The 12,255-nt window shown below is 38.8% G+C and carries 11 protein-coding genes; all 11 read left to right on the forward strand.

What is annotated here, in order from left to right:
* Entirely contained in the window at positions 1-1,389 is a 1,389-nt protein-coding gene (gene dnaA / locus ACFSN5_RS00005) for a chromosomal replication initiator protein DnaA (RefSeq protein WP_165212590.1), read from the forward strand.
* Positions 1,390-1,544: 155 nt separating this feature from the next.
* Positions 1,545-2,681 carry a DNA polymerase III subunit beta gene (gene dnaN, locus ACFSN5_RS00010; protein WP_165212592.1) on the forward strand — a complete coding sequence of 379 codons (1,137 nt, stop codon included), beginning with the start codon at positions 1,545-1,547 and terminating at the stop codon, positions 2,679-2,681.
* Positions 2,682-3,309: 628 nt separating this feature from the next.
* Entirely contained in the window at positions 3,310-3,501 is a 192-nt protein-coding gene (locus tag ACFSN5_RS00015) for a DUF951 domain-containing protein (protein WP_165212594.1), read from the forward strand.
* Positions 3,498-4,379 (forward strand): diacylglycerol/lipid kinase family protein, encoded by an 882-nt coding sequence (locus tag ACFSN5_RS00020; protein ID WP_165212596.1) that lies wholly within the window; start codon positions 3,498-3,500, stop codon positions 4,377-4,379. Before ACFSN5_RS00015 ends, ACFSN5_RS00020 begins: the two co-directional genes overlap by 4 nt.
* A 148-nt stretch (positions 4,380-4,527) precedes the next feature.
* Complete coding sequence (locus tag ACFSN5_RS00025; protein WP_165212598.1) at positions 4,528-5,325, forward strand: CPBP family intramembrane glutamic endopeptidase; 798 nt, start codon at positions 4,528-4,530, stop codon at positions 5,323-5,325.
* Between the two features lie 4 nt (positions 5,326-5,329).
* On the forward strand, positions 5,330-5,686 hold the full coding sequence (locus ACFSN5_RS00030) for a helix-turn-helix domain-containing protein (protein ID WP_165212600.1): 357 nt from the start codon (positions 5,330-5,332) through the stop codon (positions 5,684-5,686).
* Positions 5,687-6,270: 584 nt separating this feature from the next.
* Positions 6,271-7,386, forward strand: coding sequence for a redox-regulated ATPase YchF (gene ychF, locus ACFSN5_RS00035; protein ID WP_165212616.1), 1,116 nt, complete (start codon positions 6,271-6,273; stop codon positions 7,384-7,386).
* A 75-nt stretch (positions 7,387-7,461) separates the two neighbouring features.
* Positions 7,462-8,031 (forward strand): aminoacyl-tRNA hydrolase, encoded by a 570-nt coding sequence (pth, locus tag ACFSN5_RS00040; RefSeq protein ID WP_165329459.1) that lies wholly within the window; start codon positions 7,462-7,464, stop codon positions 8,029-8,031.
* Positions 8,024-11,533, forward strand: coding sequence for a transcription-repair coupling factor (gene mfd, locus ACFSN5_RS00045; RefSeq protein WP_165329458.1), 3,510 nt, complete (start codon positions 8,024-8,026; stop codon positions 11,531-11,533). Before pth ends, mfd begins: the two co-directional genes overlap by 8 nt.
* An 87-nt stretch (positions 11,534-11,620) precedes the next feature.
* On the forward strand, positions 11,621-11,887 hold the full coding sequence (locus tag ACFSN5_RS00050) for an RNA-binding S4 domain-containing protein (RefSeq protein WP_004228454.1): 267 nt from the start codon (positions 11,621-11,623) through the stop codon (positions 11,885-11,887).
* The gene (locus ACFSN5_RS00055) at positions 11,880-12,254 is read left to right on the forward strand and encodes an FtsB family cell division protein (RefSeq protein WP_004227453.1); all 375 of its coding nucleotides are present in this window, start codon (positions 11,880-11,882) and stop codon (positions 12,252-12,254) included. The genes ACFSN5_RS00050 and ACFSN5_RS00055 overlap by 8 nt, the downstream gene beginning before the upstream one ends.
* The last annotated feature ends 1 nt before the right edge of the window (position 12,255 follow it).

The following is a 12,255-nucleotide window of genomic DNA, read 5'->3' on the forward strand; positions in this document are numbered from 1 at the left end:
ATGACAGAAAATGAAACGATTTTTTGGAATAGGGTCCTCGAGTTGTCTAGGGATCATCTTACTCAAGCTACTTTTGAATTTTTTGTTCTAGATGCCCAGTTGATTAAAGTAGAAAATGATACAGCTATCATTTATATCGACCGCATGAAGGAACTTTTTTGGGAGAAAAATCTCCAGCAAGTCCTGATTACTGCTGGCTTCGAAGTCTTTAATACACAGATTAGAGCCCAATATATTTTTGAAAGTGCTGAAATTGAGAATGTCCTAGCTAGCAAAGCCAATTCGAATCAGGAGGGACAGGCAAATGCTTATTCTCAATTGGGCTTTACCCAGGCGACTCAGCCTCCCGTTCCGTCAAATTTAAACCCCAAGTACCAGTTTGACAACTTTATTCAAGGAGATGAAAATAAGTGGGCCAAGGCAGCTTCGATTGCTGTCGCCAACAGTCCTGGTACAACCTATAATCCTCTTTTTATCTGGGGTGGACCTGGTCTGGGGAAAACTCACTTACTCAATGCTATTGGTAATACTGTTTTGGAAAATAATCCCAATGCACGGGTTCGCTATATCACAGCAGAAAACTTCATCAATGAATTTGTCACCCATATTCGCTTAGAGTCTATGGAAGAACTCAAGGAAAATTTCCGCAGCTTGGATGTTCTCCTGATTGATGATATTCAATCTTTAGCCAAGAAGACTTTGGAAGGCACTCAGGAAGAATTTTTCAACACCTTTAACGCCTTACATGCCAACAACAAACAGATTGTTTTAACTAGTGATCGGACACCTGATCATCTCAACAATCTGGAAGAGCGGCTGGTGACTCGTTTTAAATGGGGACTAACAGTTGATATTACGCCGCCAGATTATGAAACTAGGATTGCTATCTTGACCAATAAAATCCTTGAGCAAGGCTTTCCTTACACCTTTTCTCAGGATACGATTGAGTATTTAGCTGGCCAATTTGATTCCAATGTTCGTGATCTAGAAGGTGCCCTTAAAGATATCAATCTGGTAGCTACTGTTAAGCAGTCTAATATCATTACAGTTGATTTAGCTGCCGAAGCTATTCGGGCTCGCAAGCAGGATGCGCCAATTATCAATATTATTTCAATTGAAGAAATTCAAACACAGGTCAGTAAATTCTACGGTGTAACTGTCAAGGAAATCAAATCGACCAAACGTAATCAAAACATTGTCCTAGCTCGTCAGGTCGCTATGTATCTGGCACGAGAGATGACCGATAACAGTCTGCCTAAGATTGGTAAAGAATTCGGTGGGCGTGACCATTCGACTGTCCTGCATGCCTATAACAAAATCAAAAATATGTTAACTCAAGATGACAGTCTTCGGATTGAAATTGAAACTATCAAAAATAAAATTAAATAGACTTGTGGATATGAGCTGTATTTCTAGCAGGTTTATCCACAGCTTGTGCACAACATCTTAGCCTTATCCTAGCTAGGTTAGTTCGATTTTTCCACGCTCTCCACAAGACCTACTACTACTACTAAACTTATACTTAATACTATAAAGGAGTTTCCATGATTAATTTTTCAATTAATAAAGCCTTCTTTTTGCAGGCCTTAAATACCACTAAAAGAGCTATTAGTAGCAAAAATGCTATTCCTATTCTCTCTAGCCTTAAGATTGATGTCCATACAACTGGTATTACCTTGACAGGTTCTAACGGTCAGATTTCAATTGAAAACTCAATTGCTAGCAACGATGAAAATGCTGGTCTCTTAATTTCAGAAACAGGCAGTATCTTACTGGAAGCCAACTTTTTTATTAATATCGTTTCCAGTCTGCCAGATGTTAGCTTAGATTTTAAAGAAATCGAACACAATCAGGTCCTTTTGACCAGCGGTAAATCAGAAATTACCCTCAAAGGGAAAGATGTTGAGCAATATCCTCGTCTGCAGGAGGTTGCGACTAGCAATCCTTTAATTTTTGAAACCAAGGTTTTGAAGACTTTGATTGCTGAGACTGCTTTTGCTGCCAGCACTCAGGAAAGTCGACCAATTTTAACAGGGATTCACTTGGTTTTAACAGAGCATAAGAATTTCAAGGCTGTTGCTACCGATTCTCATCGAATGAGCCAGCGTAAACTTGTTTTGGAAAATTCTGGGGATAACTTTGATGTTGTTTTACCAAGCCGTTCTCTGCGTGAATTTTCAGCTGTTTTTAGTGATGATATTGAAACCGTTGAAGTCTTTCTATCGGGCAGTCAAATTCTTTTCAGAAGTGAAACCATTTCTTTTTATGCTCGGATGCTGGAAGGGGCTTATCCAGATACCGATCGACTTTTAGTCAGTGATTTTGAAACTGAAATTCTCTTTGATACCAATAATCTTCGCTCAGCTATGGAGCGGGCTCATTTGATTTCCAATGCCACTCAAAATGGTACTGTTAAGTTGGAAATTGTGAATGGTCAGGTATCGGCCCATGTTAATTCCCCTGAGGTTGGGAAAGTCAATGAAGAAATCGATACTTTAGAAACAAGTGGCAGTGATTTAACCATTAGTTTCAATCCAACTTATTTAATTGAAGCTCTCAAGGCTCTTAAAAGTGAAACAGTTCGGATTCGTTTTATATCGCCAGTTCGTCCATTTACCTTGACACCAGGTGATGATGGGGAAAACTTTATTCAGCTGATTACTCCAGTTCGGACGAATTAAGAAAATCTTTTAAATTTTTGAAATGTTTTAAGCAGAAATTAAGTGCTCAAAGCTATACTATAGTCAATCCTAAATAAACTTTTCTTTTTCATAATCTCCGAAAGAAGTCTGATATTAGTCAGGCTTCTTCTTTTGTAGTCTCACCCCCGCACGGTTGATTAGGAAAGGCGCTATCCCCTATAAATAATGAAAAGGGATAAGTACTTCCAATCACCCACTGCGATGTGGTTCTTAAACTTACTTTCCCTAGGGCAACTCCACTGCCTTAGAATACGACGACAGTCTAGCTTATTATGTGTCTCAAGCCTGTCGCATCTTTTTATAATCTCTGGAAAGTGCCTAGCCATTTGGTTAGGTTCTTTATTATTTTTATCCTATCGTAAGAAATAAGCTTTTCTTAATGCGATTCTCTGTACGAGAATTCATTACCCTAGATTTGTTAGCTACTATCGACTATTTTAATAATATTAGGCCAGTCTGATTTTTATTATTATTCTTCTAATTTTATCACTAATTAGTAATTTAAAAATCTATCATTTTATCTTACCTAGTGACTTTTTAATAGATTTGTCAGCTTAGGGCATTTTGTTTATAATAAGGCTAATATTTAGATATTTTGGAGGTATTTATGTATCAGGTAGGTTCTTTGGTTGAAATGAAAAAGCCCCATGCCTGCACCATTAAGGAGACTGGTAAGAAGGCTAACTGCTGGGAAGTGACGCGTTTGGGGGCTGATATCAAGATTCGCTGCACTAATTGTGACCATGTGGTCATGATGAGTCGCCATGATTTTGAGCGAAAGCTAAAGAAGGTCTTATGACTCTTTTTATTATTGCCAATCCTAATGCTGGTCCCCACAAAGCCCATCAAGTTGTGGAAAAAATTCAAAAAGATTATCCTCAACTTGATCAGGAAATAGTTTATACGACTGGTCCGGATGATGAAAAGTATCGAGTAGACCATGTACTAAGCTCTTGGACAGATGAGGATCGTCTTCTGATTTTAGGAGGTGATGGTACTTTGTCTAAGGTGCTTTATTATTTACCAGAGGACATTCCTTTTGCTTATTACCCAGTTGGTTCAGGTAATGATTTTGCTAAAGCTTTACAACTACCAGATTTAGATGGGACTATGGCAACTCTTTTAACTGGATATACAAAAGAAATTACTATTTTTGTAGGTCAGACAGGTGCCTTACTTAATAGTCTAGATCTCGGCTTTTCAGCTTGGGTAGTCAAACAGGCAGCTCAGTCTAAAATTAAGTTTGGGCTCAATCGGTTTCATCTAGGAAAAATGACCTATGTTTTAATAGCTATTTTATCTCTCTTTAAAAAGCCGCTGGCTAGTGTTCAGCTTAAGAAGGGGAATGGTGAGCTTTTAGAAGTTAAGGATATTTACTTTTTCTCCCTAGCTAATAATACTTATTTTGGCGGGGGCATTATGATTTGGCCTAGTGCGACGGTATTTGACTCAAATTTGCATCTCGTTTATGCTAAAGGGGAAAATTTTTGGCAGCGTTTGGTGATTTTATTGACCCTTGTCTTAAAAAAACATGAGACTTCCTCTTGCTTAAATCATGCGTTACTGGATGGTCTGACTTTGACTTTTCCAGATAAAACCTTATTGGCAGTTGATGGTGAAATTCTCCACTGTCAGCAGGTAACTCTGACAGCTCAAAAGAGAAAGATTTATTTATAGTTTGTAAGAAATTGCCATCAGCAACTATTACTTTCCTTTTATTTTCAGGCTTTGGACTAGTTTTGCAACCTCTAGTTGCTGGTGAAAGTGCTAGGAAAATAGGCTTCTCTCGTCTATACTAGGCTTAGAAAACGAAAGGAGTTTTACCATGATGATGAAAGTAAAGAGAGATTCATTTTTCTCGCCCTTAATGAAGGTTCTACTAGCAACAATTGGATTCTTGCCCTTTAACAGTCTTCTAGCTTTATTATCTAATGGATTGTATGGAAATATCTCTAGTGGTCCAATTTTTGTTCTTGGCTATTTATTTTATACCTTATTTTTTATCAAGGTATTGGATAAGCAAACTTGGAAAGTCTTGAATTTGTCCTTTAACAAGAAGTCGGTCAAAGGATTTTTGCTTTCTTTCCTATTGACGGCTGTTTTAATTGTTCTAGGGTCGGTCATCGCTAGATTTCTTTTCCATGACAACCCATTTCAAATTCAAAGAAAACTTAGTTTGGCTAACATATTCATTTACACTTTAACATCCTTTTCGGCTGCTTTTCTGGTTCAAGGATTTCCAGAAGAGCTAGTCTTTCGCGGCTACATGACCCAAGCTTTACGAACTAAGTATTCATCGATTGTTTCCCTTTTCATAACTAGCGGACTCTTTGCCCTAATTCATGCCTTCCATATTTTTAGAGAGGGATTAGTATTTGGCCTCTTAACCATGTTCATTGCTTTTAGTTTTGCTTTTCTAGCTTATTTGCTGAAATTTATCTTTGAGACAACTTGGGCAGCTGTAGCTGTTCATGGCGGGGTTCATTTTACTCGGATGATGTTGGTCTTATTGGGATTTTCAGAATCAAATACAGCTATCTTGATGCATAGCTTATTCTTATTACTAGCCGCTTTAATTATTTTTTCTAGGGTTAGAAAACATTTAACTAAAACATTGAGGTAAGATTATGACGACTTTTTCAGAACAACTAAAATCATTGCGCTCGACTAAAAATCTCTCTCAAGAGGTTTTGGCACAAGAATTGTTTATTTCTCGTCAGGCTATTTCCAAGTGGGAAAATGGAGAAGCTACTCCTGATCTAGACAATTTGGTCAAGTTGGCGGAGATTTTTCAAGTAAGTTTAGACCAGCTAATATTAGGTAAGGAGCCAGAGAAAATTATTGAGCGGGTTATTGAGAAAGATGATAATCGGCCTATGAATATTTGGGAATTTTGTGATAAAAACCGAGGATTAGTTATCATCATTTGTTTCTTAATCTTTTTATCTATTGGTGCCTTAGCTGGTGCTTTAGGAGATAGATAAGTTTGTGGTGTGCAGTTTTTTTATTATAATAATTTCTGTTTGAAGAGCGAATGGAGTCTAAAATTCGTAGTTTCAGTAGTTGGAATTGTTGAGTTTGCCCAGTGTTGGAAAATCAATGTATTTAATGTTAAGGTGGAGCAAAAAATGCTAACGATCTTTTTTGAGATTTAATTTATAGTATTGTCAATTATTTGCATAATGGAGAAGTAATAATGGCAAATAATCCAATTCTTGTCCGTATTGAATAAAGAAACTGTTTTTAGATTATCTATTGCTGCCTACCTTCTATGTTTAATGGTTCTTGGCTTATGTTTTTACTTTTAGAAAAAATTCCAGAATGTAGCATGTTCCCACAATCGATTGCTAGCGTGATCTCTGTTTTGCTTGTTATTTATGATTATATGGATTTTTATGGAGGAATCTTTAAAAAAGGATAAGCGTCATTTAGGAGATCTATTTGTCAAAACACAGATTGTTGTGAAAATTGAGAAAAGAAGCAAAGAGTAAAAATAAAAGTCTGTTGAATAGCGGACTTTTTTGCTATAATAACCATGATTGAAAAATTTGAACGGAGACTAAAATTCATGGCTTTAACAGCTGGTATTGTTGGTTTGCCCAACGTTGGAAAATCAACGCTTTTTAATGCAATCACCAAGGCGGGGGCAGAGGCTGCCAACTATCCTTTTGCCACTATTGATCCCAATGTCGGAATGGTTGAGGTGCCAGATAGCCGTCTGCAAAAATTAACGGAGTTGATTAAACCTAAAAAAACAGTACCAACGACTTTTGAATTTACCGATATTGCTGGTATTGTTAAAGGTGCTTCAAAAGGCGAGGGTCTTGGAAATAAATTTTTGGCCAATATCCGCGAAGTAGATGCTATTGTTCATGTAGTGCGAGCTTTTGATGATGAAAATGTCATGCGGGAGCAGGGACGTGAAGGTGCTTTTGTCGATCCTCTGGCGGATATTGATACGATTAATTTGGAATTGATCTTGGCTGATCTAGAATCTATCAATAAACGCTATGCGCGTGTTGAAAAAGTTGCACGCACTCAAAAGGACAAAGACTCTGTTGCTGAATTTGCTGTTCTTGAAAAAATCAAGCCCGTTCTTGAGGATGGTAAGTCTGCACGTACCATTGAGTTTACCGAGGATGAGCAAAAGATTGTCAAAGGACTCTTTCTTCTGACAGCTAAGCCCGTTCTCTATGTGGCTAATGTCAATGAAGATCAGGTTTCTGATCCAGATAGTATTGACTATGTTAAGCAAATTCGTGATTTTGCAGCGACAGAAAATGCCGAAGTGGTCGTCATTTCAGCGCGTGCTGAGGAAGAGATTTCTGAGTTAGATGATGATGACAAGGAGCTTTTTCTAGAAGATCTTGGTTTGACAGAATCAGGTGTGGATAAATTGACACGCGCAGCCTATCATCTACTTGGTCTTGGCACCTACTTTACTGCTGGGGAAAAAGAAGTGCGGGCTTGGACTTTTAAGCGAGGTATTAAGGCTCCGCAAGCTGCTGGTATCATTCACTCAGATTTTGAACGGGGCTTCATCCGCGCTGTTACTATGTCGTATGATGATCTGATTAAGTACGGCTCAGAAAAAGCGGTTAAGGAAGCTGGTCGTTTGCGTGAAGAAGGTAAAGATTACGTGGTTCAAGATGGCGACATCATGGAATTTCGTTTCAATGTTTAAGTAAAAAAGTAATAGCAACCAAAGGCTGGAACCGTCTTCCAGTCCTTTTGGTCTTTCTGGAATAGGAAAAGTAAAATGACAAAATTGATTGTTGGTCTGGGAAATCCAGGTTCAAAATACGATAAAACCAAGCACAATATTGGCTTTATGGCCATTGATGAGATTGTGAAGCATCTAGATGTGACTTTCACAGAGGATAAAAATTTTAAGGCCTTGGTTGGTTCAACCTTTCTTAACGGTGAGAAGGTTTATTTTGTTAAGCCTCTGACCTTTATGAACGAAAGCGGTCAGGCTGTTCAGGCTCTGTTGACCTACTTTAATATCGCTATTGAGGATCTACTGGTTATCTATGATGATTTAGATATGGCTGTTGGGAAGATTCGCTTCCGACAAAAAGGATCTGCCGGCGGTCATAATGGTATTAAATCGATCATCAAGCATATCGGTAGACAGGAATTTGACCGAATTAAGGTTGGTATTGGCCGGCCAAATCCTGGGACAAAGGTGGTCCACTATGTCCTGTCTACATTTTGTCAGGATGATTATGCAACAATTTTAGCTTCTCTAGAACGAGTAGCTACTGCGGTTAACTTTTATTTGGAGTCTGGTGATTTTGAACAGACTATGCAAAAATACAATGGATAAGACACTTTTACATCTTTTTAATCAAAATAAGCACCTGCAGGAATGGCAGGATAAGACAGCTCTGCTGGGACGACAGTTAATTATGGGCTTGAGTGGGGCTAGTAAGAGTCTGGCTATTGCTGGAAATTTTTTGGCTAATCGAGGTAAGTTAGTCATATTGACGGCTAGTCAGAATGAGGCTGAAAATCTAGCCAGTGACCTAATTGGTCTCATCGGTGATGATTCGGTCTATCAATTCTTTGCGGATGATATTGTTGGGGCAGAGTTTGTTGTTGCTTCACAAGAAAAATCTCTTTCTCGAGTGGAGAGCCTCAATTTTCTGCTGGATGAAACCAAATCTGGGATTTTGGTGACTAGTCTTTTGGGAGCTAGGGTCCTGTTGCCTAAACCTGAGGACTATGCCCGTTTTGTTTTGACTTTCACAGTTGGTCAAGACTATGATTTGGCCAGTCTAATCAAGACTTTGACCAGTCTTGGTTATAATAAGGTTTCTCAGGTATTCTCGCCGGGTGAATTTAGCCAGCGGGGGGATATTTTAGATATCTATGATGGTCAGACAGATCAGGCTTACCGTTTGGAATTTTTTGGAGATGAACTAGATGGTTTGCGAATTTTTGATCCTGAGAGTCAAAAATCGCTAGAAAATCTAGAAGGTTTTACTTTGAGTCCTGTTGATGAGGCAATACTGACTGAAGAGAATCGGCGTAAGGGTCTAGCTAAGTTAGAGTTGGAACTAGGGCGAGTTCAAAATGACCAACTTAAGGACTATTTGGATGGTCTTTATACTACGCTGGCTGATGGCTATCGGCATCAGGATTTTAAAAAGTTTCTGGCTTATTTTTACGATAAGACCTATAGCCTTTTAGATTATCTACCTCAGGGAACACCAATTTTCTTTGATGATTTTCAAAAATTAACTGAGCGCAATGCTACATTAAATCTAGAAATTGCTAATTATCTGACCGAAAATTTACAACAACATCAGGCTCTTTCAAGTCAGGTCTACTTTGCGGATGTCTTTCAGAACCTGAGAAGTTATCAACCTGCTAGCTTCTTTTCAAATTTTCACAAAGGACTGGGCAATATTCGCTTCCAGAAAATCTATAATTTCACCCAGTATGCTATGCAGGAATTTTTCAATCAAATTCCTCTTTTGGTGGATGAAGTCAATCGTTATCTCAAGACTAGGGCAACAGTTGTTCTCCAATCTGATTCGCAAGTCAAGCTGGAAAAGTTGCAAGAAAGTCTTCAGGAGTACGGTTGTGACTTGCCAATAGTAGCAGCTGATGATTTGCGTGAAGGGAAGGCTCAGCTGACTCAGGGATCTCTGACCAATGGTTTTTACTTTGCGGATCAAAAACTGGTTCTGATTACAGAAAAAGAAATTTTCCATAAGACTCCAAAACGGCGGATTCGCAGGCAGAACGTCAGCAATGCTGAGCGACTTAAGGATTATAATGAGCTGCAAAAAGGCGACTATGTTGTTCACAATGTCCATGGCATCGGGCGTTTTCTTGGTATTGAAACTATTGAAATTCAGGGTGTGCACCGAGACTACCTGACGGTCCAATACCAGAATGCTGATACGATTTCTATTCCAGTTGAACAAATTGAGTTGCTCTCCAAATATATGGCCAGCGATGGCAAAGAGCCAAAAATCAATAAGCTTAATGATGGCCGTTTCCAAAAGACTAAGCAAAGAGTTTCCAAGCAGGTTGAAGATATCGCTGACGATCTTTTGAAGCTTTACGCTGAACGCAGTCAACTCAAAGGTTTTGCCTTTTCAGCTGATGATGACAATCAAAGGGAGTTTGAAGACGATTTTGCCTATGTTGAAACAGATGACCAATTGAGATCCATCAAAGAAGTCAAGCAGGATATGGAATCCGACAAACCTATGGATCGGCTTTTAGTCGGCGATGTTGGTTTTGGCAAGACTGAAGTAGCTATGCGGGCAGCTTTCAAGGCAGTCAATGATGGTAAGCAAGTTGCCGTTTTAGTGCCAACAACCGTTTTAGCCCAGCAGCACTATAATAATTTTAAGGAACGCTTTGAAAATTATGCTGTCCAAGTTGGTGTCCTCAGCCGCTTTCAAACTAAAAAAGAACAGAGCCAGACCTTGTCTGCTCTGGCTAAGGGGCAAATTGATATTATTATCGGAACTCACCGCCTGCTCTCTAAGGACTTGAAATTTATGGACTTGGGCCTAATTGTTATTGATGAGGAGCAGCGTTTTGGTGTTAAGCACAAGGAGAAACTCAAGGAACTTAAGAAAAAGTCTGATGTTTTAACTTTGACTGCTACCCCTATTCCTAGGACCTTACACATGTCCATGTTGGGTATTCGGGATTTATCGGTCATTGAAACGCCACCGACTAATCGTTATCCAGTTCAGACCTATGTTTTAGAAACCAATCCTGGTATGATTCGCGAAGCTATCATGCGGGAAATTAGCCGAGGCGGTCAAGCTTTCTACGTTTATAATCGTGTTGAAACTATCGATCGCAAGGCTATGGAACTGCAGGAGCTGGTTCCTGAAGCTAATATTGGTGTGGTTCACGGTCAGATGAGTGAAATTCAGTTGGAAAATACTCTTTTTGATTTTTTAGATGGTGTTCATGATGTCTTGGTAGCTACAACTATTATTGAAACAGGCATTGATATGCCTAATGTCAATACCCTTTTTGTTGAAAATGCTGATCGAATGGGACTGTCTACCCTCTACCAATTACGGGGACGGGTTGGCCGTAGCAATCGAATTGCCTATGCTTACCTCATGTATCAGCCTGACAAGGTTTTGACAGAAGCTTCTGAAAAGCGGTTAGATGCCATCAAAGGTTTTACCGAACTAGGTTCAGGCTTTAAAATTGCTATGCGGGATCTCTCTATTCGCGGAGCGGGTAATATTCTGGGAGCTTCACAGAGTGGCTTTATTGATTCGGTTGGTTTTGAACTTTATTCACAGATGCTGGAGGAAGCTATTCAGCATAAGCAAGGAAAAAGTCAGACTCGTCAGAAGGGCAATGCTGAAATCAATCTGGGCATTGATGCCTATCTTCCTGCTGATTACATTAGTGATGAGCGGCAAAAAATTGAAATTTACAAGCGAATTCGAGAAATTTCTTTGCCGGAGGATTATGAAAATCTTCAGTCTGAATTGATTGATCGCTTTGGCGATTACCCTGATCAGGTAGCTTATTTGTTAGAAATTGGGCTGGTTAAGTCATATCTGGACAGTGTTTTCGTTCAATTCCTTGAAAAGAAAAATGCGGAAGTGATTGTCCGTTTTGAAAAAGCCAGTCAGGCTCTCTTTTTAACCCAAGATTATTTTGAAGCTTTATCAGTAACTAATCTAAAGGCTAGGATCAGTGAACACCAAGGTAAAATCGAAGTTATTTTTGATGTTCGTCAGAAAAAAGATTATGAAATTTTAGAGGAATTGAAAAAATTCGGCCAAAAATTTTTAGAAATCAAAAATCGAAAAACTGCTGAAAGGGTGTAAAGTCCTGCGTTTTTTAGAAATTCATGATAAAATAGGGAAAGTTACAGGTATGAGAGAGAACTTTTCTCTCGAGTTCTGGAGGAAAAAATGAGATTAGATAAATATTTAAAGGTCTCTCGTATCATTAAGCGCCGGCCTGTTGCCAAGGAAGTAGCCGATAAAGGCCGTATCAAGGTCAATGGAATTTTGGCCAAATCATCAACTGACCTCAAGTTGAATGATGAAATCGAAATTCGCTTTGGTAATAAGCTATTGACAGTGCGCGTGTTAGAAATGAAAGACAGTACTAAAAGAGACGATGCCCAAAAAATGTATGAGATTTTGAGTGAAAAAAGGGTAGCAGTGGATGAGTAAGACTGATAAGGTTGTTCAGCTGAACAATGATTATATTAAAGAGAATAACCTGACCAAGCGCTATGAGGAAGAAGAAGCCCGCAAACGTCATCGTTTTATGGGCTGGACTTTAATTTTTGTCATTTTGCTTTTTATTCTACCAACCTATAACCTGGTTTCTAGTTACCGTGATTTGCAAAATAAAAAAGCAGAAATTGTTAAACTAAAGGCAAATTATAAGAAAACCAAGGCTCAAACAAGTAAGGAAGAGCAACTTGCTGAGCAGCTTAAGGATGATGAATTTGTTGAAAAATACGCTCGTGCCAAGTATCATTATTCTGATTCTGGTGAGGTTACGTTCATCGTCCCGGAATTGGTTCCTCAATAAT

This window comes from Streptococcus tangpeifui, from assembly GCF_044503215.1.
Lineage (GTDB): Bacteria > Bacillota > Bacilli > Lactobacillales > Streptococcaceae > Streptococcus > Streptococcus tangpeifui.

Bases quoted from the DNA above. Each gene is read 5' to 3' on its own strand.
- dnaA (WP_165212590.1), top strand. From the start codon at position 1: ATGACAGAAAATGAAACGATTTTTTGGAATAGGGTCCTCGAGTTGTCT.
- dnaN (WP_165212592.1), top strand. From the start codon at position 1,545: ATGATTAATTTTTCAATTAATAAAGCCTTCTTTTTGCAGGCCTTAAAT.
- ACFSN5_RS00015 (WP_165212594.1), top strand. From the start codon at position 3,310: ATGTATCAGGTAGGTTCTTTGGTTGAAATGAAAAAGCCCCATGCCTGC.
- ACFSN5_RS00020 (WP_165212596.1), top strand. From the start codon at position 3,498: ATGACTCTTTTTATTATTGCCAATCCTAATGCTGGTCCCCACAAAGCC.
- ACFSN5_RS00025 (WP_165212598.1), top strand. From the start codon at position 4,528: ATGATGATGAAAGTAAAGAGAGATTCATTTTTCTCGCCCTTAATGAAG.
- ACFSN5_RS00030 (WP_165212600.1), top strand. From the start codon at position 5,330: ATGACGACTTTTTCAGAACAACTAAAATCATTGCGCTCGACTAAAAAT.
- ychF (WP_165212616.1), top strand. From the start codon at position 6,271: ATGGCTTTAACAGCTGGTATTGTTGGTTTGCCCAACGTTGGAAAATCA.
- pth (WP_165329459.1), top strand. From the start codon at position 7,462: ATGACAAAATTGATTGTTGGTCTGGGAAATCCAGGTTCAAAATACGAT.
- mfd (WP_165329458.1), top strand. From the start codon at position 8,024: ATGGATAAGACACTTTTACATCTTTTTAATCAAAATAAGCACCTGCAG.
- ACFSN5_RS00050 (WP_004228454.1), top strand. From the start codon at position 11,621: ATGAGATTAGATAAATATTTAAAGGTCTCTCGTATCATTAAGCGCCGG.
- ACFSN5_RS00055 (WP_004227453.1), top strand. From the start codon at position 11,880: ATGAGTAAGACTGATAAGGTTGTTCAGCTGAACAATGATTATATTAAA.